The 25,427-nt window shown below is 39.6% G+C and carries 16 protein-coding genes, 3 rRNA genes and 3 riboswitches; all 19 genes read left to right on the top strand.

Annotated features, from left to right (window positions below; genetic code table 11):
* Nucleotides 1–13: 13 nt before the first annotated feature.
* The 19 genes from ACEPXG_RS15415 (at nt 14) to purB (ending at nt 25,363) form a co-directional block, all read left to right on the top strand.
* The gene (locus ACEPXG_RS15415; protein ID WP_391204247.1) at nt 14–1,294 is read left to right on the top strand and encodes an aminotransferase class I/II-fold pyridoxal phosphate-dependent enzyme; all 1,281 of its coding nucleotides are present in this window, start codon (nt 14–16) and stop codon (nt 1,292–1,294) included.
* Between the two features lie 167 nt (nt 1,295–1,461).
* A complete protein-coding gene (locus ACEPXG_RS15410; RefSeq protein WP_391204244.1) occupies nt 1,462–3,627 on the top strand; it encodes a PQQ-binding-like beta-propeller repeat protein in 2,166 nt (721 codons plus the stop codon).
* A gap of 118 nt (nt 3,628–3,745) precedes the next feature.
* Nucleotides 3,746–5,227 carry a nicotinate phosphoribosyltransferase gene (locus ACEPXG_RS15405; RefSeq protein ID WP_391204242.1) on the top strand — a complete coding sequence of 494 codons (1,482 nt, stop codon included), beginning with the start codon at nt 3,746–3,748 and terminating at the stop codon, nt 5,225–5,227.
* A gap of 2 nt (nt 5,228–5,229) precedes the next feature.
* On the top strand, nt 5,230–6,057 hold the full coding sequence (nadE, locus tag ACEPXG_RS15400) for an ammonia-dependent NAD(+) synthetase (protein ID WP_391204239.1): 828 nt from the start codon (nt 5,230–5,232) through the stop codon (nt 6,055–6,057).
* An 846-nt stretch (nt 6,058–6,903) separates the two neighbouring features.
* A complete protein-coding gene (locus ACEPXG_RS15395) occupies nt 6,904–7,854 on the top strand; it encodes an AAA family ATPase (RefSeq protein WP_391204236.1) in 951 nt (316 codons plus the stop codon).
* The gene (locus ACEPXG_RS15390) at nt 7,851–9,044 is read left to right on the top strand and encodes a DUF58 domain-containing protein (RefSeq protein WP_391204233.1); all 1,194 of its coding nucleotides are present in this window, start codon (nt 7,851–7,853) and stop codon (nt 9,042–9,044) included. Before ACEPXG_RS15395 ends, ACEPXG_RS15390 begins: the two co-directional genes overlap by 4 nt.
* On the top strand, nt 9,041–11,233 hold the full coding sequence (locus ACEPXG_RS15385) for a transglutaminase domain-containing protein (protein ID WP_391204229.1): 2,193 nt from the start codon (nt 9,041–9,043) through the stop codon (nt 11,231–11,233). Before ACEPXG_RS15390 ends, ACEPXG_RS15385 begins: the two co-directional genes overlap by 4 nt.
* Before the next feature lie 34 nt (nt 11,234–11,267).
* Nucleotides 11,268–11,369: riboswitch (purine riboswitch) on the top strand.
* 142 nt (nt 11,370–11,511) lie between these two features.
* Nucleotides 11,512–13,065, top strand: coding sequence for a glutamine-hydrolyzing GMP synthase (guaA, locus tag ACEPXG_RS15380; RefSeq protein ID WP_391204226.1), 1,554 nt, complete (start codon nt 11,512–11,514; stop codon nt 13,063–13,065).
* 399 nt (nt 13,066–13,464) lie between these two features.
* Nucleotides 13,465–13,614 (top strand): hypothetical protein, encoded by a 150-nt coding sequence (locus tag ACEPXG_RS15375; RefSeq protein ID WP_391116816.1) that lies wholly within the window; start codon nt 13,465–13,467, stop codon nt 13,612–13,614.
* A 293-nt stretch (nt 13,615–13,907) separates the two neighbouring features.
* Nucleotides 13,908–13,970 carry a hypothetical protein gene (locus tag ACEPXG_RS15370; RefSeq protein WP_391209950.1) on the top strand — a complete coding sequence of 21 codons (63 nt, stop codon included), beginning with the start codon at nt 13,908–13,910 and terminating at the stop codon, nt 13,968–13,970.
* Between the two features lie 84 nt (nt 13,971–14,054).
* A riboswitch (purine riboswitch) is annotated at nt 14,055–14,156 on the top strand.
* An 88-nt stretch (nt 14,157–14,244) separates the two neighbouring features.
* Nucleotides 14,245–15,576 (top strand): NCS2 family permease, encoded by a 1,332-nt coding sequence (locus tag ACEPXG_RS15365; protein WP_391204223.1) that lies wholly within the window; start codon nt 14,245–14,247, stop codon nt 15,574–15,576.
* 439 nt (nt 15,577–16,015) lie between these two features.
* Nucleotides 16,016–17,569, top strand: a 16S ribosomal RNA gene (locus ACEPXG_RS15360).
* A 234-nt stretch (nt 17,570–17,803) separates the two neighbouring features.
* A 23S ribosomal RNA gene (locus ACEPXG_RS15355) occupies nt 17,804–20,731 on the top strand.
* 58 nt (nt 20,732–20,789) lie between these two features.
* Nucleotides 20,790–20,905 (top strand): 5S ribosomal RNA (gene rrf / locus ACEPXG_RS15350).
* Together the 16S, 23S and 5S rRNA genes form the textbook arrangement of a ribosomal RNA operon.
* A 453-nt stretch (nt 20,906–21,358) precedes the next feature.
* On the top strand, nt 21,359–21,880 hold the full coding sequence (locus tag ACEPXG_RS15345) for a DUF2179 domain-containing protein (protein WP_391209948.1): 522 nt from the start codon (nt 21,359–21,361) through the stop codon (nt 21,878–21,880).
* On the top strand, nt 21,877–22,065 hold the full coding sequence (locus ACEPXG_RS15340; protein ID WP_391204221.1) for an NETI motif-containing protein: 189 nt from the start codon (nt 21,877–21,879) through the stop codon (nt 22,063–22,065). Before ACEPXG_RS15345 ends, ACEPXG_RS15340 begins: the two co-directional genes overlap by 4 nt.
* A 98-nt stretch (nt 22,066–22,163) precedes the next feature.
* A riboswitch (purine riboswitch) is annotated at nt 22,164–22,264 on the top strand.
* Nucleotides 22,265–22,444: 180 nt separating this feature from the next.
* Nucleotides 22,445–22,933: a 5-(carboxyamino)imidazole ribonucleotide mutase gene (gene purE, locus ACEPXG_RS15335; RefSeq protein WP_391204218.1), complete on the top strand. Its 489-nt coding sequence runs from the start codon at nt 22,445–22,447 to the stop codon at nt 22,931–22,933.
* Entirely contained in the window at nt 22,930–24,051 is a 1,122-nt protein-coding gene (gene purK / locus ACEPXG_RS15330) for a 5-(carboxyamino)imidazole ribonucleotide synthase (protein ID WP_391204215.1), read from the top strand. The genes purE and purK overlap by 4 nt, the downstream gene beginning before the upstream one ends.
* A gap of 16 nt (nt 24,052–24,067) precedes the next feature.
* Nucleotides 24,068–25,363, top strand: a complete 1,296-nt coding sequence (purB, locus tag ACEPXG_RS15325) for an adenylosuccinate lyase (RefSeq protein ID WP_391204212.1) — start codon at nt 24,068–24,070, stop codon at nt 25,361–25,363.
* Nucleotides 25,364–25,427 lie beyond the last annotated feature (64 nt).

Below are 25,427 nucleotides of genomic sequence, written 5' to 3'. Positions count from 1 at the left end.
GAGGTTCTTATAGATGAATGCTTTAGCCTTACAATTAAATGAAAAAATGCAAAAAGAAAATCCGGCAATTTACGATATGTTATCCGATTTAGGAAAGAATTTATATTATCCAAAAGGAATTTTAAGTCAAAGTGCGGAAGCTGGGAAAAAAGCGCATCGCTTTAACGCAACAATTGGTATTGCTACAGAAAACGGCGAACCTATGCATTTCCGTCATATACAAGATAAACTAGGTTATGATCCGAAAGATATATACCCTTATGCAGCTCCACAAGGGAAAGAAGAACTGCGATTAAAATGGAAAGAAAAATTATTAGTCGATAATCCTTCCATGCAAAACAAATCTATCGGAATGCCAATTGTAACTAGCGCACTAACGCATGGTTTAAGTATTGCAGCAGATTTGTTTATGAATCCTGGTGACGTACTTATTACACCAGAGCAATATTGGGGTAACTACAATACCGTATTTCAAATTAGAAGAGGCGGTACTGTAGAAACTTTCCCGTTATTCAATGAAAACGGTGGTTTCCATGTAGAAGCATTCCGCGAGACGTTAGTGAAACAACAAGAGAAAGCAATTGTTTTATTAAACTTCCCGAATAATCCTACTGGCTTCACCCCATCTTTAGAAGATGCGGAAGCAATTGTTCAAGTATTAAAAGACGTTGCTGAAGCAGGCACAAAATTAATCGTGTTATTAGATGATGCGTATTTTGGCTTATTCTATGAAGATTCGATTAAGGAATCATTGTTTGGTTTATTAGCTGGAGTTCATCCAAATATTTTACCTGTGAAAATTGACGGTGCTACAAAAGAAAATTATGTATGGGGATTACGTGTTGGTTTCATCACTTACGCTGCAACTCCAGATGTATTAGATGCATTAGAGCAAAAAACAAAGGGTATCATTCGTGGAACCATCTCTAGTGGTTCTCATATTTCGCAAACAATTATTTTGGAATCTTTAAAGTCAGCTGAATTCGAAACAGAAAAAGAAGAGAAGTTCCAAATTATGAAAGGTAGAGCTGTGAAAACAAAACAGGTGCTTGCAAATGAAAAGTTTGCTCCTTATTGGACTTACTACCCATTTAACTCCGGTTACTTCATGTGCTTGAAACTAAATAATGTGGATGCGGAAACGCTAAGACTTCATCTATTAGATCAATACGGAGTTGGCGTTATTGCAAGCAATAAAACAGATATCCGCGTTGCTTTCTCATGTGTAGAAGAATCAGATATTGAAGAATTGTTTGATTTGATCTTAGAAGGTTGTAAAGACTTAACAAAATAATTTTAGATTAGCAAAACTGTTCAAGAGCTACATTTCTTGAACAGTTTTTTTGTATTTATATAAATGAAAGCGATAACATTTATTCTGAATTCGAAACATAAACTTATCTTAGTAGGAGTATTGAAAGAGCACAGTATATATCAATAGTTTTAAAGGGGGGGAATAAGATGAGATATAAAAAGTTATCCGGATGGGTAAAATTTTTTATCGTTTCTATTATTGCGCTTGTGGGAATTTTGATGATTTATATAGTAGTAGATAAGGAGGAAAAAGTACCTGAGTACACCACCATAATAGTAAAAGAACCTGTGATAGACTCCAAAGTAGAGGAGGAAGTAGTACCTAACGCCTCTACTTTAGAATATCCGTCGACTGAATGGGCAATTCATGGGGGAGATTACTACAACAGACGTTATTCAATGCTCAATCAAATTACAACAGAAAATATTGGGAATTTAAAACCAACTTGGGTAAGTAGTCTAGGATCAGGTTCAGAGGGGAAATATTCTGGAGAAGCTACACCCATCGTAGTAGACGGCATCATGTTTATTACTACAGGTGCAAATGAAATTTTCGCTCTGGACGCCAAAACAGGTGAACAGATTTGGGCTTATACACCTAATATTGCACAAGATATGGATACAGTATGTTGTGGATGGACAACACGCGGTGTCGCAGTTGGCGACGGTAAAGTATATGCAGGATTATTAGATGCTCGTTTAATTGCATTGGATCAAAAAACGGGAGAATTATTATGGGAAACAAAAGTAGCGGAATGGGAAGAAGGCTACACCGTTACGAGTGCTCCGCTTTACTATAACGGTAAAGTTTACACGGGAGTTTCCGGAGGAGAATATGGGATCCGTGGCCGTGTGATGGCCTATGACTCAGACTTAGGTCGTGAAGTATGGCGTTTTTATACAATTCCTGGTCCAGCTGATGTTGATGGTGATACATGGCCAACAAATAATAATGCTTGGCTAACAGGAGGGGGTCCAGTATGGAATACACCCGCAGTTGATCCAGAGTTGGGTTACATTTATTTTGCAACTGGAAATACTGCTCCTGACTTAGATGGTAGTAATCGTGAAGGGGACAATTTATATGCTAACTCTGTAGTAGCCTTGAATGCAGAAAATGGCGATTACGTATGGCACTTCCAAGAAGTACATCATGATATATGGGATATGGACCCTGCAAATCCAGTTGTGCTTTATGATATAGAAATGGATGGTAAAATGCGTAAAGGTTTAGGGCAAGCGGGTAAAACTGGTTGGGTTTATTTCTTAGACCGTACAGATGGCTCACCTCTTGTAGGAATCGAAGAAAAGCCAGTTCCACAATTGGCGGAGCAAAAAACAGCTGCAACACAACCATTTCCAATAGGAGATGCTTTTGTACCGCAAACTATTACAGAAGAAGATATGAAAAATGATTTAGGACCTGAATTTACAGGAGAAATTGGCAGTATATTCACTCCGTTTTGGGATGTACCAATTACACTGAAACCTGGTCCATTTGGAGGAGCGAACTGGCCACCTTCCGCATACAATCCTGATACAGAGTATTTTTACGTATTAGGCAATGATCACTACATGTCATTTGAAAGAAATGAATTAAGTGAGTACTCTGAAGGTGATATATATTTGGGTAGTATTTTTGGTCCAGTTTTAAATGCCCCTACCAGAGGAACAGTTACTGCAATTGATGTAAAAACCAATAAAATAGCATGGCAAAAAAAATGGGATACTCTAGCCTATAGTGGTGTACTTACAACTGCTGGAAATCTTGTTTTCGTAGGTCATAATGATGGTCGACTAATTGCATTTAATGCAAAAACGGGAGATCAAGTATGGGAATATAAGATGGATGCAGGTGCAAACGCTCCATCTATAACTTATGAAATTGATGGAGAGCAATACATCGCTATCTATGCTGCAGGTAACGCCCTGGCAGGTTCTATACATGGTGATAAAGTATATACGTTTAAATTAGGTGGAGCTTTACCGGAAGGTCAAGTAATTGATGCTTCTGCTAAACAAGCAGACGTAGATAATCCAACTGGAGGAGATAGCACAGTTAGCGCAAACCCAGATAGAGGAATTACTTTATACGATGCGAACTGTTTAGCTTGTCACGGGAACCAAGGTGCGAATGGCCACAATGGTCCTAACCTGCAAAAAAGTGATATAGCTGTAAGTAAAGAGGCGGTAATCGAACGCATAACAAATGGTAAGAATGGTATGCCATCTTTTAAAGAGACTTTGACTGCGGAAGAGATACAGGCAATTGCTGACTATGTTGTGACTGTGATTTCGCCACTAGGTAAGTAAAATACTTTGACATTGAAACCGGCCTTCGTTTGGATGGCTGGTTTCTTGATGATTAAATGTCCAAGTAAAAGGGTAAATGGTGTATACTTATTGCAATAGTTATGAGAAGGGGATATTTATGAAAAGAAATTATCCAGACGACAGTTTAACATTACATACCGATTTATATCAGATTAATATGACCGAAGCTTATTGGGCAGATAATATGCATGAAAGAAAAGCGGTATTTGAATTATTTTTCCGGAAGCTACCTTTTGGTAATGGATACGGTATTTTTGCAGGACTTGAAAGATGTCTTGATTATTTAAGAGAGTTCCATTTTACGGAAAGTGATTTGGAATATTTACATAATGATATTGGATACAAAGAAGATTTTATCGATTACTTACGTACACTTCGTTTTACTGGTAATGTGTATTCTATGGTTGAAGGAGAACTTGTGTTTCCAAATGAGCCTATTATAAGAATTGAATCTACTTTGGCGGAAGCACAACTCGTAGAAACCGCGTTATTGAATATTGTAAATTACCAAACACTAATTGCTACAAAAGGATCGCGTATAAAACAAGTATTGAAAGATGAAATCGCGATGGAGTTTGGTTCTAGACGAGCGCATGAAATGGATGCGGCTGTTTGGGGGACCCGTGCGGCATATATTGGTGGAATCGAAGCGACTAGTAATGTTAGAGCTGGTAAAATGTTTGGTATTCCAGTTGCCGGCACACATGCGCATTCACTTGTACAAGCATATAAAAGTGAATATGATGCGTTTCATTCGTATGCAAAACGTCATAAAGATTGCGTCTTTTTAGTGGATACGTATAATACGTTAAAAACTGGTGTACCAACCGCTATTAAAGTAGCTAAAGAGCTTGGCGATAAGATAAATTTTATAGGAATTCGTTTAGATTCTGGGGATATTGCCTTCCTTTCAAAAGAAGCTAGAAAGATGCTAGATAAAGCTGGTTTTACCGATGCGAAAATCGTCGTTTCGAATGATTTAGATGAATATACGATTTTAAATTTGAAAGCACAAGGAGCAAAAGTAGATAGCTGGGGAATTGGTACGAAACTCATTACAGCGTATGACCAACCGGCACTTGGAGCAGTATACAAACTCGTTTCTATTGAAAATGAAGCAGGTGTAATGGAAGATACGATTAAAATTTCTTCTACTACGGAAAAAGTAACTACTCCTGGACAAAAGAAACTGTTCCGAATTATCGATAAGGTAAATGGCAAAGCAGAAGGGGATTACATCACGATGTATGATGAAGATCCTACCCATGAAAAACGCTTAAAAATGTTTCATCCAGTCCACACCTTTGTATCAAAATTTGTGACGAACTTTGAGGCGAAAGATCTGCATGTAAAAGTAATTGAAAATGGGGAAATTATTTATAAGAACCCTTCTCTAGAGGAAATGCGAAATTATGCCCATGAGAACTTAGAATTATTATGGGATGAATACAAACGTTCACTTAATCCAGAGGAATACCCAGTCGATTTAAGTCAAAAATGTTGGGACAATAAAATGCGTAATATTCAAGAAATAAAAGAAATGGAACATAATCTTATTGCGCACAATGGAGGTCAATAAAAATGACTACAAAGCAACAAGAAATCATTGATGCACTTAAAGCAATGCCAACCATCGATGTGGAAGAAGAAATTCGTAAAAGCATCGACTTTATGAAGGCATATTTAAAAAAGAATTCGTTTTTAAAAAGCATGGTGTTAGGCATTTCAGGAGGACAAGATTCCACTTTGGTTGGGAAACTAGCTCAACTTGCGGTCGATGAATTAAACGATGAAGCAGGAGCAGATATGTATGCTTTTATCGCAGTGAGCTTACCTTACGGAGTGCAGTTTGATGAAGGAGAGCGTCAAGATGCACTGAATTTTATGCAACCGTCCAAAAGGGTTACGATTAACATTAAAGAGGCAGTGGATGCAAGTACACGAGCGCTTCTGAATGCGGGAATTACACTTTCAGATTTTGCTAAAGGAAATGAAAAAGCAAGGGAACGTATGAAAGCACAATATTCAATTGCCGCAATGTACAATGGAGTTGTGTTAGGAACAGATCATGCAGCTGAAGCAGTTACTGGCTTTTATACAAAATTCGGAGATGGTGGCGCAGATTTAATGCCAATCTTCCGTTTGAATAAAAGACAAGGAAAGCAATTACTTCAGCATCTAAGTTGTCCAGAGCATTTATATTTGAAGGTTCCGACTGCCGATTTGGAGGAAAATAAACCCGCCCTTCCTGACGAAATAGCACTAGGCGTTACGTATGAGGAAATTGATGATTATTTAGAAGGCAAAGACGTTTCTAGAGAAGCGCAAGAAAAGATAGAAGGGCTTTACACTCGCTCTATGCACAAGCGACATATGCCTATTACAGTTTTTGATAACTTTTGGAAATAATAACAGGAAGTCGAGCTGTCTCTAAGGAGATGGCTCGATTTTTTTTATATTTAAGAAAGTATATGGACTTTCCTCCTGCGAAATTAGTATTCATAGTATTCATAGTATTTTAAAGAATTAAATAATACCACAGATTTCCGTTTCAGGTGGACGCTTTCCGCGGGGTGAGCGATGAGCCATCACCGCCGCATTCGCGTCGCTTGCGATGTCTCATCTGTCTCACTCATCCCGCTGGAGTCGCCACCTTTCACTACAATCCATTAAGTGAGTAGTACCTAAGAAGAAAGTATTAGAAATTGATATACTAGAAATCGAGTATTCACAACGACTTAAAGTGCTTTTTAATGGTGACTACCTTACGCAGGATTTCCTATATGTTTTTACTTTTACCGTCCATAGTATACATGAATAAGTGGGCAGATGATTAGAGTTGGTGGAACCAGAAAAAATAGACAGCATCTATTGATAGAGAAGCGCTGAGCGGACGAAATTGCATCTTCGTCCGCTTTTAAAAGAATAGGAAAGGATTTTTTCTCTCATTAACCAAAACAAATGCTTTACGTCTTTACATATTTCAAGAAGGCGACGGGCAAACAACCGCCACAAGATTACCGAAAAAAGTGGATGGAGAAGTGACGCAGTAACTTCTCCATCCACAAAAATTCCCTCGTTAATAGTGTAGCCGATGTTTCGTCCAAAGCACTCTAGAAATAGAGAAGACAAGGTGCACTTAAAGCGCACCTGGCACATTTCTATTTGTATTATATTGTAACTTTCGGTATGCTAATTATGTATTGTATTAATTTTCAAACTAATCTATCAATAGTAGATGTTGGGGGAAATCAAATGACTGAACAATTACAAATTCAATCCATTATTTCTAATATAGAAAAAGTGATGATTGGGAAGAAGAATATTGCTGAACTTGCGATAGTCGCTTTGCTAGCAGATGGGCATGTACTATTAGAGGATGTACCGGGAGTAGGAAAAACAATGATGGTTCGTGCGCTAGCGAAATCGATTGGAGCTAATTTTAAGCGAATCCAATTTACTCCAGATTTATTGCCATCTGATGTGGTGGGAGTCTCTATATATAACCCAAAAGAAATGGAATTTGAGTTTAGACCAGGTCCTATTTTAGGGAATATTGTGCTTGCGGATGAGATAAATCGTACTTCACCGAAAACGCAATCTGCATTACTAGAAGGTATGGAAGAAGCGTCTGTTACGATTGACGGGATTACGATGCCGATCCCTAAACCATTTTTCGTGATGGCCACGCAAAATCCTATTGAGCATGAAGGTACATATCCACTTCCTGAAGCACAATTGGACCGTTTTTTAATGAAGTTAAAAATGGGTTATCCCCATCCAAGTGAAGAAATAGAAGTACTGAATAGTTTAGAAAAAAGAATGCCAATAGATGAGTTAGAAGCAGTTGTTTCATTAGAAGAGCTAATTGATCTTCAGAAGAAAGTGAAAGATGTCAAGGTAGATTACACGATGAAAGGGTATATTGTAGATCTTGCCAGTCGAACGAGAGAGGATACATATATTTATCTAGGAGTAAGTCCCCGTGGATCTATTGCATTAATGAGAGCTTCCCAAGCCTTTGCTATGCTTCGCGGTAGAGATTATGTGACGCCTGATGATATTCAATATTTGGTGCCATTTGTATTTTGTCATCGCATTATATTAAGACCTGAAGCCCGATATGATGGCATTTCTACGGAAGAAGTTCTTTCCCGAATTGTCAAAAGGACCCCTGTACCGATAAAGAGGAAAGTAAATCAATGATGAAAGGTTTAAAGCATCTAAAAGGCGTTCTTGGTGTAATACTCCTTCTAGTTTCTGCTTTTATCTATGCAATGTTTCAAGGAGGATTTGTTAGTTGGTTTCTTTTTTACTTAGTCATTCCTCTGTCTGCTTATTCATTCCTATTGTTTTTTTATTCTATATCGAAGCTAGAAGTGGAGAGAACAATTGAAACACGCCAAGTATTCAGTGGTGGTAGGTTTTCCGCGACTATTCATGTGAAGAGACACAATCGCTTTCCACTTATGTATACTTCATTTGAAGAAAAGGTCAGTAAAAATTTACTACAAACAACGTCGAAGCAAATAACATTTTGGGGATTGAGAAAAGAATTTAAATGGACTTATGAAATTGAACATATTCCTCGCGGTGAGCATGAACTAGAAGGGGTCATTATGCGCGTTAGTGATTTGTTCGGTTGGGTATGGAAAGAAGCGTTTATTCCGAATAAGAAAACAATTTTAGTGTTTCCTAATTTGACTGAAATGGTTTATATACCAATAGAAACTAGGTATGACCAAGGGGCTACTGCGTCAAGAATTCAAACGATGAAAGATACCTCTATGGCAACAGGCGTAAGGGCTTATCAACCAGGGGATCGTGTTTCTTGGATTCATTGGAAATCATTTGCGCGAACACAAACATTAAAGACAAAAGAATTTGAAGATCGACAATCGCAGGATTTATTTGTATTAATGGATCGTAGTCCTTCTCCATTGTTTGAGGACATTGTGGACCTGACAGCATCGATAATGCAAGCAATTGTGCGAAATCATTCGCTTAGTGCATTCCTTTCGATTGGAGAAACAAGGTTATATATCCCCACGGTACAAAATGAGGAGCAGCTTCATCGTGTGTTGTACCATTTAACTAAGGTACAAGCAGATTTAAAGAAGCCAATTGAGCAAGTAATAGTAAATGATTCATCACTTGCGCAAGCAACCTCACTATTATATATAACTAGTAATCTTTCATATGGATGGATAGAAAGTATCCAAAAAACGGCAAATAATTTACGTGTATGTACTTGTTTTCTTGTAAAGCAAAAGGATCTGAAGTTAACTCGAGATGAAATTGCGTTCCATCAATATGCTACAAGTAGGAGAATTAATATCCAAATTATAACGAAGGAACGGTTTGCCCAAGCATTTTTGGAGGTGAATCGCTCATGATAAAAGACACACCAAAATCATTTTTGTCCTTTATCATTTACATTTTTGTTTATATCTTAATGGTAGAATGGCTAAAACCGATCATTGAGTTAACGGACACAGATTATTTGAAAATATTTTGTTTGTTTTTAGTAATTTCCTTTCTATTTTATTTTATGAAGGTAAGTTGGAGAATTGTCATACCTATAAAAATCGTATTTATTAGCTGGGTACTTATTTATCTCTATACAGACTTAGCTTTTTTCTCTAAGGACTCTATTTTCTATTTACTGAATATGTTATGGGGAAATTTAAATGCGTTAATGTCCCAGGATTGGCTAGAGGTGACCGATGCATTTCGTACCTTATTGTTTTTTATATTATTGTGGATGACTACTTATTTATTGAACTACTGGATACGTGTAAGAAAAAATGTCATGCTGTTCTTTTTATTAACAGTTTTATTTATTACTATTTTAGATACTTTTAGTCCTTACAATGGGGAGAAAAGTATCGTTATTGTATTAGTGGCTGGATTTATGCTCAGTGGATTGTTATTTGCACAAAAGGTTATGAGTGAAAACAAAGTACAAATAAATGGGAGATTTTTACTAGGTATGGTTGTTACTCTTTCTGGGTTAATTGCTGTAAGTGGAATTATCGCATATACCTTGCCTAAAGCAGGTCCTAGTTGGCCAGATCCTGTTCCGTTTCTTACTTCTACTAGCCCTTCGGCAACGGGAGGTAAAGAAGGTGGCGCAAATTTTATAAGTAAAGTCGGTTATGGAGAGAACGATGAAAAATTAGGTGGGGCTTTTCTCAGTGATGACACTCCAGTATTTTATGCGACCGTTCCAAGAAAACAATATTGGAAAATTGAAACGAAAGATACGTATACTTCCAAAGGGTGGATCCAATCAGAAATCGATCCCCAAATTACTAGTTATGAAGTAGGAGAACTTATCACTGCGGATATAATACCTGGTAATGAGGACAAGGAAGCTGTTGCCAATATTACGATGGCGCAAGAATTTGATTTTATCATGCAACCTTACGGAATAAAATCTGTGCATGCCGAACCGGTGACGCTTTCTTTGAATAAAACAAATCAAAAAATTTCCACTTTTTTTGGAGGAATTACGAGACAACTTGATTATTATGAACCTTCATACAGTGAACCTATTTATAGTTTAAAGGCGCTTCGGGGGACTACAATTGAAAGTTTGAATGGACTAACAAGTGAGTTTGACCGATACTTACAGCTACCGGAAAAACTCCCTCCAAGAATAAGTGAGTTAGCGCTTTCTATTACAGAAAACAGAGATAGCCTATATGAAAAAGCGAAATCGATTGAACGATATTTTAGCAGAAATGGGTATCGCTATGATCAAATGTTAGCGGCAGTTCCAAAAGGGAATACGGATTATGTGGATCAGTTTTTATTTGAAACGAAAATAGGCTATTGTGATAACTTCTCGACTTCTATGGTTGTCATGCTCAGAACCCTTGGCATACCTTCACGGTGGGTGAAAGGTTTTGCTTCTGGAGAAATTGTTCAAAAAGAGGATAATATTCCTGTTTATAAAGTGACGAATAATGACGCACACTCATGGGTGGAAGCATATTTTCCAGGAGTAGGATGGATGTATTTCGAACCTACGATTGGTTTTTCTAATAGTGCAAAATTAGAATATGATTTAAATACGGAAACATCGGATACGGATACTCCAGTTCCACCAGTGCAAAAGCAACCTGTAAAGGAAAAGCCGAAGACAGAAAAAACCGAAGTTTCTAAAGGATTTACAGAAATGCTGAGTGATGGAGCAAAATGGGTGTCCGAACGAAAAGTAGGGATTATTTGGACGATCGTTGGGGTGTTCGTTTTTAGCTTAATAGCTTATCAATATAGAAGAAAGTGGATTTCTAAAGTGTTAATCCCTGTTTATCGTATGCGAAAAGATGATTGGGAGACGTTTGAGAAAATGTATCATCAGTTATTGAAGCAGCTTAAATTATATGGGCTTGGAAGGGAACAAGGACAAACTCTATCCGCTTATGCGAAAAAGATTGATACAGATTTTGGTGGGAACCATATGAAAAAGCTAACAAGTGTTTATGAAAAAGGAACCTATGGAGGCAATCGAGAAGGTATAGACTATCAACAAATGAGGGAAAGTTGGGAAAATTTAATCAATCAGCTCAGCGGTTGATTTTAGGCTCGATAACCTGTAAACTGAAGTCAAATTAAATTGACCAAATTGCCCTCGTATATGTCCGATGATATGGTTCGGATGTCTCTACCAAGTTACCGATAATAACTTGACTATGAAGGTGAATGCAGTCATGTCTTTTTTTGACATTTGCATTCACCTTTTTATATAGAGAACATTAACGCGTTGAGAGAGGATGAGCTTTCTGACGCGTTTTTTTCATATTATCTAGTGCAGAGAAGCAAATTTGGATTACTTAAAAGAAGAGGTGTATGCTAATGTCTTCAACTCCATTGTTGATAGAACAAGAAAAAATTGTCGTACTAGATTTCGGAAGCCAGTATAACCAATTGATCACGCGCCGTATACGTGAATTTGGAGTATACAGCGAACTACACCCACATACAGTGAGTGCGGAAGATTTAAAGAAAATGAATGCTACAGGAATTATTTTTTCTGGTGGCCCCAATTCTGTATATGATGAAAATGCTTTTCATATTGACCCAGCAATTTATGAAATGGGTGTACCGATTTTAGGGATATGCTATGGAATGCAGTTAATGTCTCAACATTTCGGTGGGAAAGTGGAAAAAGCTGCTCATAGAGAGTACGGAAAAGCGGAAATTAATATTAAAAATGCTACTGCTTTATTTGGACAACTTCCGACTGATCAAGTTGTTTGGATGAGTCACGGTGACCATGTAACAGTTGCGCCTGAAGGTTTTGAAGTAATTGCAACTAGTCCTTCATGTGAAGTAGCTGCAATGGCAAATGAAGCGAAGAAATTCTACGCTGTTCAATTCCACCCAGAAGTAAGACACTCTGTTTACGGAATCGAGTTACTACGTCAATTCGTTTTTGATGTTTGTCATGCAACCGGTGATTGGACAATGGAGAGCTTCATCGAAATGGAAATTCAAAAAATTCGGGAACAAGTTGGCGACAAAAAAGTACTATGTGCACTTAGTGGCGGAGTAGATTCATCTGTAGTTGCTGTTCTAATTCATAAAGCTATTGGCGACCAATTAACTTGTATGTTTGTTGATCATAACTTAAACCGAAAAGGCGAAGTTGCACAAGTTATGAAGACTTTCACTGAAGGTTTTAACATGAAGGTTATTAAAATTGATGCACGTGAGCGCTTTATGAATAAATTAGCTGGAGTTTCTGATCCAGAACAGAAACGTAAAATTATCGGTAATGAATTCATTTACGTGTTTGATGAAGAGGCTTCTAAGCTAGATGGTATGGATTTCTTAGCTCAAGGTACTCTTTACACAGATATTATTGAGTCCGGTACTGCTACTGCTCAAACAATTAAATCCCACCATAATGTAGGTGGACTACCGGAAGATATGCAGTTCAAGTTAATCGAACCTTTAAAAACATTATTTAAAGACGAAGTGCGTGCCCTTGGTTTAGAACTTGGTATGGATGAAGCAATTGTTTGGCGTCAACCTTTCCCAGGTCCTGGTTTAGGTATTCGTGTACTAGGTGAAGTTACGGAAGAAAAACTAGAAATCGTTCGTGAATCAGATGCAATTCTTCGTGAAGAAATTGCGAAAGCTGGTTTAGACCGTGATATTTGGCAATACTTCACTGTACTTCCGGATATCCGTAGCGTTGGTGTAATGGGCGACACTCGCACATATGACTATGCAATTGGTATTCGTGCTGTTACTTCTATTGATGGTATGACTTCTGACTGGGCACGTATTCCATGGGACGTACTTGAAAAAGTAAGTATCCGCCTTGTAAACGAAGTACCTCATATCAACCGCGTACTGTATGATATTACGAGTAAACCACCAGCAACGATTGAGTGGGAATAGGACTGTTCAGTAATATAAACTAAACAGGTTATAAACGCAGTCATATCAATGTCTAACGTAGTTTGTTAAGAACTAAATCAATGATTAACGTACAACTATTTATATTTCAAAAATTAAACTCTCTTTTAGTTATTTATAACAAATAACTAAAAGAGGTTTTTTGTTTTGGTTAAAATTAGCGACTTGATTGATGACTTTAAAATGAATCAGCAAATTTAAGGTCGTAAAGATAAGTATAATGAATACCATTTGGCTACGAATTATTTTACTAAGTTTTTACTGATATATGCAAGGTTAGGCAGTACACTAATAAAGTAAAAAGGTTTACTTCAGTAAAATAAGGTATATTATATTTGTTGAATAGATTCTCTTTAAAGACAAGAAAAGTAGGTGAACAAAGTGGGGAAATATACATTGGATACCAAAGGTCAGGTGGCTGTGGCAAAGTATCATGAAAAACACAAGCCTGCCAAATTTGATAAAAAGCAGCAACTTGAAAAAATACGTGCGGAGTATTTGAAAAAAAAGCAAAAACAAACAGATAAATAATATGAATGAAAACATAGGAAGACTAAAATCTCCCTATGTTTTTCTTATTCGAAGTTCTTTTTTTCAATTGATGATAGAGTTTATTATTCTCCTGAATTTCAGATCGGTGACAAAAAACTCGTCATCTGATATCCATTCTTCACTAATTGATTTTGACATTGAAACGACATAGCCATTATTCAAAATAATAAGGTTGTAAACAGGGGGTTCACCAGCTGCGATTGAGGACAAGAGTTACATGATTTGAACGGATTTTTCTGTTTTGATAAAAAGCGTAAAACCCTTATATATCAATGGTTAACCGCGTAATGTATGATATTACGAGTAAGTCACCTGCTATGATTGAGTGGGAATAGTTATAAAGGCGAACCATTTCTGAGTTTGATTAAAAAATGTTCGGAAATAGTATTGATTTTCAAAAAAAACAGTGTTATATTACTTACATAATTTAATTATGTCGTCGTATAACGTTGGGAATAAGGCCCAAAAGTCTCTACCGAATCACCGTAAATGATTCGACTACGATGAGTGAAAAGTATTTTTTATCACTTATTGGAGATATTTAAGCATACGACCGTTTTACTGGTCGTATGCTTTTCTTTCGTTATAAGGACAAAAATGGAGGACAACATGAAAAAGTATTTTCAATTTGAAGAACTAGGTACGAACTACCGTAGCGAAATTATCGGTGGTTTCACTACTTTCCTAGCGATGGCGTACATCCTAGTAGTAAACCCAATGACATTATCATTAGAGAGTGTTCCGGGTTTACCTGATTTTATGTATATGGATAAAGGTTCTGTATTTACAGCAACCGCAATTGCAGCAGCTATTGGTTCTATTTTGATGGGCGTGTTGGCGAAATATCCGATCGCATTAGCGCCAGGTATGGGACTTAATGCATTCTTTGCTTATACGGTTGTATTGAAATTCGGTATTCCTTGGCAAGTAGCTTTAACCGGTGTTTTTGTTGCAGGTGTTATCTTCATTCTTCTTTCATTATCCGGTATTCGTGAAACAATCATTAATGCCATTCCAACCGAATTAAAATATGCTGTTGGAGCAGGTATTGGTTTATTCATAACTTTCGTTGGTCTACAAAATGCAAAGATTATAGTTAAAAATGATAATGTATTAGTTGGTTTAGGTGATTTAACAGACCCTAATATCTTATTAACGATTTTTGGACTTTTAATAACTTTAATAATGATGGTAAAAGGCATTAAAGGCGGTATTTTCTACGGTATGTTAGTTACTTCTATAGTTGGGATGATATTTAGTTTAGTACCTATTCCACATGGAGTTGTAGGGAAAATCCCAAGCATGGCACCAACTTTTGGAGCAGCGCTTGACCCAATTATTAATAATCCTTCTGCATTACTAACATCGCAATTTTTAATCGTCGTGCTTACTTTCTTATTCGTTAACTTCTTTGATACAGCAGGTACATTAATTTCTGTAGCAAACCAAGCAGGTTTAATGAAAGAAGGAAAACTACCACGTGCAGGAAAAGCGCTTTTAGCAGATGCAATCGCTACAACTGCAGGTGCAGTAGCTGGTACTTCCACTACTACTTCTTATGTAGAATCTACTGCAGGTGTTGCAGCAGGTGCACGCTCAGGTTTTGCAGCAGTAGTGACAGGAGTACTATTACTACTATCATTATTCTTCTATCCAGTGTTAAGTGTAATTACTTCTTATGTTACTGCACCGGCATTAATTGTTGTTGGGGTCTTAATGGTATCTTCTTTAGGAAATATTCAATGGACTAAATTTGAAACTGCAGTTCCAGCATTCTTCGTAATTATCGCAATGCCATTAACATACTCAATCGCAACTGGTATCGCAATTGGATTCTTATTCTATCCGATCACAATGATCGTTGCAGGACGAATGAAAGAAGTTCATCCTATTATGTATGGTTTATGGGTAGTATTCCTTTGTTACTTTATATTTTTATAAATAAATTAAAGATTATATAGAAGAAAGAGGCCTGAGAGGGTCTCTTTTTTTTGTATTCTATTAAAATAAGTGGATTTAATTAAAGAAAAGAAAGAGTTATATTATGAATTTCTAATGCCATAAAACCAATAACGACGGCAACTCGATAGCGTATACCATTAATCTTATTGAAAAGTTGAACTTGTCCGAATAAAGTGTTATTATTTATTTAGACCTTTTTATTAATTTAGGTGTTGACGATGTATAGAAAAGGGTGTTAAGATACAGAAGTCGCCAAAACAAAACGGCAACACAAACAACATGAACATTGAAAACTGAACATGCAAAACGTTAAGAAATATAGCTTGAAAGACTAATTTCGGTTAGTTTGATAGCAAAACAATTTGGACATCATTTAATGATGATGCCAGCAAAACAAAATGAGCTTTTTAAGTTCTCTATTATGGAGAGTTTGATCCTGGCTCAGGACGAACGCTGGCGGCATGCCTAATACATGCAAGTCGAGCGAATGATGAAGAAGCTTGCTTCTTCTGATTTAGCGGCGGACGGGTGAGTAACACGTGGGCAACCTGCCCTGTAGATTGGGATAACTCCGGGAAACCGGGGCTAATACCGAATAATCCATTTCCTCACATGGGGGAATGTTAAAAGACGGTTTCGACTGTCACTACAGGATGGGCCCGCGGCGCATTAGCTAGTTGGTGAGGTAACGGCTCACCAAGGCGACGATGCGTAGCCGACCTGAGAGGGTGATCGGCCACACTGGGACTGAGACACGGCCCAGACTCCTACGGGAGGCAGCAGTAGGGAATCTTCCACAATGGACGAAAGTCTGATGGAGCAATGCCGCGTGAGTGAAGAAGGTTTTCGGATCGTAAAACTCTGTTGTGAGGGAAGAACAAGTACGAGAGTAACTGCTCGTACCTTGACGGTACCTCATTAGAAAGCCACGGCTAACTACGTGCCAGCAGCCGCGGTAATACGTAGGTGGCAAGCGTTGTCCGGAATTATTGGGCGTAAAGCGCGCGCAGGCGGTCCTTTAAGTCTGATGTGAAATCCCACGGCTCAACCGTGGAAGGTCATTGGAAACTGGGGGACTTGAGTACAGAAGAGGAAAGCGGAATTCCAAGTGTAGCGGTGAAATGCGTAGAGATTTGGAGGAACACCAGTGGCGAAGGCGGCTTTCTGGTCTGTAACTGACGCTGAGGCGCGAAAGCGTGGGGAGCAAACAGGATTAGATACCCTGGTAGTCCACGCCGTAAACGATGAGTGCTAAGTGTTAGGGGGTTTCCGCCCCTTAGTGCTGCAGCTAACGCATTAAGCACTCCGCCTGGGGAGTACGGTCGCAAGACTGAAACTCAAAGGAATTGACGGGGGCCCGCACAAGCGGTGGAGCATGTGGTTTAATTCGAAGCAACGCGAAGAACCTTACCAGGTCTTGACATCCCGCTGACCGTTCTAGAGATAGATCTTTCCCTTCGGGGACAGCGGTGACAGGTGGTGCATGGTTGTCGTCAGCTCGTGTCGTGAGATGTTGGGTTAAGTCCCGCAACGAGCGCAACCCTTGATCTTAGTTGCCAGCATTTAGTTGGGCACTCTAAGGTGACTGCCGGTGATAAACCGGAGGAAGGTGGGGATGACGTCAAATCATCATGCCCCTTATGACCTGGGCTACACACGTGCTACAATGGACGGTACAGAGGGTCGCAACCCCGCGAGGGTGAGCTAATCCCATAAAACCGTTCTCAGTTCGGATTGTAGGCTGCAACTCGCCTACATGAAGCCGGAATCGCTAGTAATCGTGGATCAGCATGCCACGGTGAATACGTTCCCGGGCCTTGTACACACCGCCCGTCACACCACGAGAGTTTGTAACACCCGAAGTCGGTGGGGTAACCCTTACGGGAGCCAGCCGCCGAAGGTGGGACAGATGATTGGGGTGAAGTCGTAACAAGGTAGCCGTATCGGAAGGTGCGGCTGGATCACCTCCTTTCTAAGGATAATATCGGAATACAGATTTTTATCTGTATCTTAACGTTTTGCAGTTCAGTTTTGAATGTTCATTTTTATGAGCATTTGAAAACTTGTTCTTTGAAAACTGGATAAAATGACATTGAAAGAAACAAATTCAAGAAATTCAATTTGTAATCACTTTTGTGATTATATTTTGCGTAGTATTTTTAACTACTATTTTTCAGGGTTTCAATTTTAATTGGAAGCCGAATTAGGTTAAGTTAATAAGGGCGCGCGGTGAATGCCTTGGCACTAGGAGCCGAAGAAGGACGGCACTAACACCGATATGCTTCGGGGAGCTGTAAGTGAGCTTTGATCCGGAGATTTCCGAATGGGGAAACCCACTGTTCGTAATGGAGCAGTACATTTACGTGAATACATAGCGTATCTGTGGCACACCCAGGGAACTGAAACATCTAAGTACCTGGAGGAAGAGAAAGAAAAATCGATTCCCTGAGTAGCGGCGAGCGAAACGGGAATAGCCCAAACCAAGAGGCTTGCCTCTTGGGGTTGTAGGACACTCTACATAGAGTTACAAAGGAATGAGCTAGACGAAGCGATCTGGAAAGGTCCGCAGGATAGGGTAAAAGCCCCGTAGTCAAAAGTTCATTCTCTCTTGAGTGTATCCTGAGTACGGCGGAACACGTGAAATTCCGTCGGAATCTGGGAGGACCATCTCCCAAGGCTAAATACTACCTAGTGACCGATAGTGAACCAGTACCGTGAGGGAAAGGTGAAAAGCACCCCGGAAGGGGAGTGAAATAGATCCTGAAACCGCGTGCCTACAAGTAGTCAGAGCCCGTTAATGGGTGATGGCGTGCCTTTTGTAGAATGAACCGGCGAGTTACGATTACATGCAAGGTTAAGTTGAGAAGACGGAGCCGCAGCGAAAGCGAGTCTGAATAGGGCGAATGAGTATGTGGTCGTAGACCCGAAACCAGGTGATCTACCCATGTCCAGGATGAAGGTAAGGTAACACTTACTGGAGGTCCGAACCCACGCACGTTGAAAAGTGCGGGGATGAGGTGTGGGTAGCGGAGAAATTCCAATCGAACCTGGAGATAGCTGGTTCTCTCCGAAATAGCTTTAGGGCTAGCCTCAAACGTTAGAATCTTGGAGGTAGAGCACTGTTTGGACTAGGGGCCCATCCCGGGTTACCGAATTCAGACAAACTCCGAATGCCAATGATTTATGTTTGGGAGTCAGACTGCGAGTGATAAGATCCGTAGTCAAGAGGGAAACAGCCCAGACCACCAGCTAAGGTCCCAAAGTATTTGTTAAGTGGAAAAGGATGTGGCGTTGCTTAGACAACCAGGATGTTGGCTTAGAAGCAGCCATCATTTAAAGAGTGCGTAATAGCTCACTGGTCGAGTGACGCTGCGCCGAAAATGTATCGGGGCTAAACAAATCACCGAAGCTGTGGATTGATACCTATGGTATCAGTGGTAGGAGAGCGTTCTAAGGGCGTTGAAGTCAGACCGGAAGGACTGGTGGAGCGCTTAGAAGTGAGAATGCCGGTATGAGTAGCGAAAGATGGGTGAGAATCCCATCCACCGTATGACTAAGGTTTCCTGAGGAAGGCTCGTCCGCTCAGGGTTAGTCGGGACCTAAGTCGAGGCCGATAGGCGTAGACGATGGACAACAGGTTGATATTCCTGTACCACCAAACCACCGTTTGAGCAATGGGGGGACGCAGAAGGATAGGGTAAGCATGCTGTTGGTTATGCATGTCCAAGCAGTGAGGTGTGAGTGTAGGCAAATCCGCACTCTGTAACATTGAGCTGTGATGGCGAGGACTTAGTCCGAAGTTCCTGATTTCACACTGCCAAGAAAAGCCTCTAGCGAGGTGATAGGTGCCCGTACCGCAAACCGACACAGGTAGTCGAGGAGAGAATCCTAAGGTGAGCGAGAGAACTCTCGTTAAGGAACTCGGCAAAATGACCCCGTAACTTCGGGAGAAGGGGTGCTCTTTTGGGTGTATAGCCTAGAAGAGCCGCAGTGAATAGGCCCAGGCGACTGTTTAGCAAAAACACAGGTCTCTGCAAAACCGTAAGGTGAAGTATAGGGGCTGACGCCTGCCCGGTGCTGGAAGGTTAAGAGGAGTGCTTAGCGCAAGCGAAGGTGCGAATTGAAGCCCCAGTAAACGGCGGCCGTAACTATAACGGTCCTAAGGTAGCGAAATTCCTTGTCGGGTAAGTTCCGACCCGCACGAAAGGCGTAACGATCTGGGCACTGTCTCAACGAGAGACTCGGTGAAATTATAGTACCTGTGAAGATGCAGGTTACCCGCGACAGGACGGAAAGACCCCGTGGAGCTTTACTATAGCTTGATATTGAATTTTGGTGCAACTTGTACAGGATAGGCAGGAGCCTTAGAGCCCGGAGCGCCAGCTTCGGAGGAGGCGTCGGTGGGATACTGCCCTGGTTGTATTGAAATTCTAACCCATACCCGTAACCCGGGTAGGAGACAGTGTCAGGCGGGTAGTTTGACTGGGGCGGTCGCCTCCTAAAGTGTAACGGAGGCGCCCAAAGGTTCCCTCAGAATGGTTGGAAATCATTCGAAGAGTGTAAAGGCAGAAGGGAGCTTGACTGCGAGACCTACAAGTCGAGCAGGGTCGAAAGACGGGCTTAGTGATCCGGTGGTTCCGCATGGAAGGGCCATCGCTCAACGGATAAAAGCTACCCCGGGGATAACAGGCTTATCTCCCCCAAGAGTCCACATCGACGGGGAGGTTTGGCACCTCGATGTCGGCTCATCGCATCCTGGGGCTGTAGTCGGTCCCAAGGGTTGGGCTGTTCGCCCATTAAAGCGGTACGCGAGCTGGGTTCAGAACGTCGTGAGACAGTTCGGTCCCTATCCGTCGTGGGCGTAGGAAATTTGAGAGGAGCTGTCCTTAGTACGAGAGGACCGGGATGGACACACCGCTGGTGTACCAGTTGTTCTGCCAAGAGCATCGCTGGGTAGCTATGTGTGGACGGGATAAGTGCTGAAAGCATCTAAGCACGAAGCCCCCCTCAAGATGAGATTTCCCATTACGCAAGTAAGTAAGATCCCTCAAAGACGATGAGGTAGATAGGTTCGGGGTGGAAGCGTGGCGACATGTGCAGCTGACGAATACTAATCGATCGAGGACTTAACCAAATAGAATTTACACATTTCAATGTCTTTTATCCAGTTTTGAGTGAACAAGCACTCATTGTCTAGTGATGATGGCGAAGAGGTCACACCCGTTCCCATACCGAACACGGAAGTTAAGCTCTTCAGCGCCGATGGTAGTTGGGGGTTTCCCCCTGCAAGAGTAGGACGTCGCTGGGCACTATAAGAAGTCGTTACCGAGTAATCGGTAACGACTTTTTTTGTTGTGTAAAATCAATGACCTATCTCACAAAGAGATAACTCTTTGTGAGATTTGGTCTCGAAGCGCCATATTTTTACTGATTATGGACAATAATTCAAGAGGTCATTATCTGCCTCTGGATTACTTTAATCCTATATTGAGTAGTGGTTGCTTAAGCATAATAATTAGTACCTCTTATGCTAAAAATTCTTGCTTTTATGAACAAACTAAAAGCTCTCGTAGCAAAACTAGTCACCCTCTCCCGTACTTTTCCAATAAATCGAATGATACTGAATCTGCCATAATCCTAATCTCTTAAAAAATTATCCTCGATCGCCTTCAAATAGTTGATAATATTTCCGAGTGTGCGATAATAAGTAACAAACGCATGGCTAAAAGGGGTGGATTTAGTGGATTCTTCAGCAATTTTGATGGTTTTAATCATATTTTCGATTAATATTGTGTACGTTACTTTTTTTACATTACGTATGATCCTTACATTAAAGGGATTTCGTTATATTGCTGCCATGATAAGTGTAGTGGAGGTCGTTATTTACATAGTGGGTCTTGGCCTTGTTTTGGACAACTTAAATGAGATTCAAAATCTAATTGCATATGCGCTTGGTTATGGAACTGGCGTAATAATAGGAATGAAAATAGAAGAGAAAATGGCACTAGGTTATATTATGGTCAATGTTATAACAACCAATGTCGATACGGATCTGCCAACAGTATTAAGAAATGAAGGATATGGTGTGACGGATTGGATAGCCCACGGGTTAGATGGTAATAGAGTTGCGCTGCAAATACTAACACCACGAAAATATGAATTGAAATTATATGCAAAGTTAAAGGAAATTGACCCAAAAGTGTTTATCATTGCATACGAGCCGAAGTCAATTCATGGTGGCTTTTGGGTGAAGAGTGTAAGGAAAGGAAAGTTATTTTCATGAAAAAAGAAACAGTTTGGTTTGAAGTTGAAGAAAATGAAACAATCACAGATTGTATGGAAAGAATGGGCAAACAAGGTTTTCAAGTTGTAGGTAGAAAAGAAGAACCTCTTTTTGCAGAAGTGGATGGACAGCCTGTACCAATTAGACAAATAATCATGTTAAAAGGGATTAAAGAAGTAAATTAATAAAAATATAGTTTAAAACCGAACATTATACCTAATGTAAAATTAAATGTTCGTTTTTACATGTTGACGTGAGTCGGTAGAATTGTTAAAATATAAATAGAAATGAACGGAAATATCCCCATATATGCTAAAGAATTGGCTTTAGCGTCTCTACCATGTCACCGTAAATGACAGGACTATGCGGGAAAGCAACTTTTGGACTCTGCTAAGAGAATGTGATTACATATGTTAGTAGTCACACCAATTTGGCAATTTTGTTCCTTAAGTAGACTGCTTTTCTTGCGAAGAGAGTAGTTTATTTAAGGAATTTTTTTTATGTCTAACTATTATTAAGCTTCGCAAAATACGCCAAGGTAAGATTGATGGGAGGACAAGAATAATGAACGTTAAAATTGGTGTAATTATGGGCAGTGCCAGTGATTGGGAAACGATGAAACATAGTTGTGAAATTCTTGAAGAACTTCAAATACCATATGAAAAACAAGTAGTTTCTGCGCATCGTACGCCTGATTTAATGTTTGAATATGCAGAGCAAGCGAGAATGCGTGGGATTCAAGTAATCATTGCTGGAGCTGGCGGTGCTGCTCATTTACCAGGTATGGTTGCAGCTAAGACAACACTTCCAGTTATCGGTGTTCCTGTTCAATCAAAGGCACTTAATGGACTGGACTCCCTATTGTCGATCGTACAAATGCCAGGCGGAGTACCAGTTGCGACAGTAGCAATCGGGAAAGCTGGAGCAACGAATGCAGGTTTACTTGCTGCACAAATCCTTTCCATTACAGATGGAGATGTTGAAAAACGTCTTGAAAAAAGAAGAGAAGATACGAAAAATAGCGTCCTAGAGAGTAATGGTGAGTTACAATGACAAAAGTAATTTACCCGGGGCAAACAATCGGTATAATCGGTGGTGGCCAACTTGGACGAATGATGGCTTTAGCTGCAAAAGATGCAGGATTCAAAATAGCGGTACTAGAACCTACTATAGATTCTCCATGTGGGCAGGTTGCGGATATTCGCATTGTTGCACCTTATAACGATGAAGCCGCACTAGAAGAACTTGCAGAAGTAAGTGACGTGATCACATATGAATTTGAAAATATAGATTATACCGGATTGAAAAGACTAACGGAAATTGCTTATGTCCCTCAAGGTGCGGAATTAGTTAAAATTACGCAAGATCGGATAAATGAAAAAAAAGAAATTCAGGCTTCAGGTGTGCCAATTGCAAAATTTGTCGAAGCTAGTACTTTTGAGGAACTAGAACAACGTATAGATGAAATTGGATTTCCTTGTGTTGTAAAAACTGCAAGAGGTGGATATGACGGTAAAGGCCAACTTATAGTCCGATCAAAGGATCACTTAAATAATGCAAAAGTTCTTTTCGAACATTCCGCCTGTATTGCAGAAGCATTTGTTTCATTCGAAAAGGAAATCTCTGTTATTGTCCAAAGAAACGGTGCTGGGCAAACATATTGTCTACCTATTGGAGAAAATATTCATGTGAACCATATTTTGCATGAAACGATTGTTCCAGGAAGAATTGATGCATCACTTGCTACAAAAGCAATAATAGCTGCAGAAACAATTGCAAACCATTTAAATCTAGTGGGTACACTAGCGGTAGAAATGTTCGTTCTAGAGAATAATGAAATCTTAATAAATGAATTGGCTCCTAGACCACATAATTCTGGACACTATTCAATTGAGGCTTGTAGTATCTCTCAATTTCATCAGCATATAAGAGCTATTTGTGGATGGCCACTTCGAGAACCGAAGTTATGGACTGACACAATAATGGTTAACATACTAGGACAACATGTGATACCTCTAACTAAGTCTATTAGTAAATATCCAAACTGGTCTGTTCACATGTATGGCAAAAGTGAGGCAAAGACTAATCGCAAAATGGGACATGTAACAATACTTTCTACTAATATAGAAGAGACGTTAAGGGAAATCGAACAATCCAAAATTTGGTCATAAAAAAGGAGCAATATTAATGATAGAACGTTATACACGCCCTGAAATGGGAGCAATTTGGACAGAAGAAAACAAATACAATGCATGGTTGGAAGTAGAAATATTAGCATGTGAAGCATGGGCTGAAATTGGGGATATTCCAAAAGAGGACGTTGTAACAATTCGTAAAAACGCATCGTTCAATGTGGACCGTATTTTAGAAATTGAAAAAGAAACGAGACATGATGTAGTAGCATTCACTCGCGCGGTTTCTGAAACACTTGGAGAGGAGCGAAAATGGGTACATTATGGTCTAACTTCAACAGACGTAGTAGATACAGCTCTTTCGTATTTAATAAAACAAGCGAATGTTATTTTACGTAAGGATATCCTTAACTTTATCGAAATTCTTGAAAATAAAGCGAAAGAACATAAATACACAGTAATGATGGGGCGTACGCATGGAGTACATGCAGAGCCAACAACTTTTGGACTTAAACTTGCGCTTTGGACAGAAGAAATGAGACGTAATTTAGAACGATTTGAAGCAGCTGCTAAAACGATTGAAACAGGAAAGATGTCAGGCGCTGTAGGAACATATGCGAATATAGACCCATTCGTAGAACAATATGTTTGTGAAAAATTAGGATTAGCGGCATCTCCAATCTCCACTCAAACATTGCAACGTGACCGACACGCACAATATATGAGCACGATCGCATTAATTGCAACTTCTATTGAAAAATTTGCAACTGAAGTTCGCGGGTTACAAAAATCAGAAACTCGTGAGGTAGAAGAATTTTTCTCTAAAGGGCAAAAAGGATCTTCTGCAATGCCACATAAACGAAATCCAATTGGTTCAGAAAATATGGTAGGACTTTCAAGATTAATTCGTGGTTACATGATGACTGCATATGAAAACGTTGCTTTATGGCATGAAAGAGATATCTCTCATTCCTCAGCAGAACGAGTTATTTTACCAGATGCAACCATTGCACTTAATTATATGTTAAATCGTTTCAGTAATATTGTGAAAAACTTAACAGTGTTCCCTGAAAACATGAAACGTAATATGGATTCTACTTTAGGATTAATTTATTCCCAACGAGTCCTTCTTGCACTTATTGACAAAGGTCTAGCTCGTGAAACAGCATATGACACGGTACAACCACTAGCGATGCAAGCATGGGAATCTCAAACTGCTTTTCGTACATTTGTGGATGCCGATGAAAAAATCACTTCTTTATTAACAAAAGAAAATTTAGATGATTGCTTTGACTACAATTATCACATTCAGCATGTAGATATGATTTTTGAACGTTTAGGGCTAAATTAATGGCACATTAGTGGATTCGGGAAATTCATTCAGCTAACAATCAGTTGGGGAAATATCCAACTGA

It is taken from the genome of Psychrobacillus sp. L4 (assembly GCF_042944905.1).
Lineage (GTDB): Bacteria > Bacillota > Bacilli > Bacillales_A > Planococcaceae > Psychrobacillus.
The sequence above is the reverse complement of the archived record's forward strand: the minus strand, read 5'-3'. Positions and strand labels throughout refer to the sequence as shown.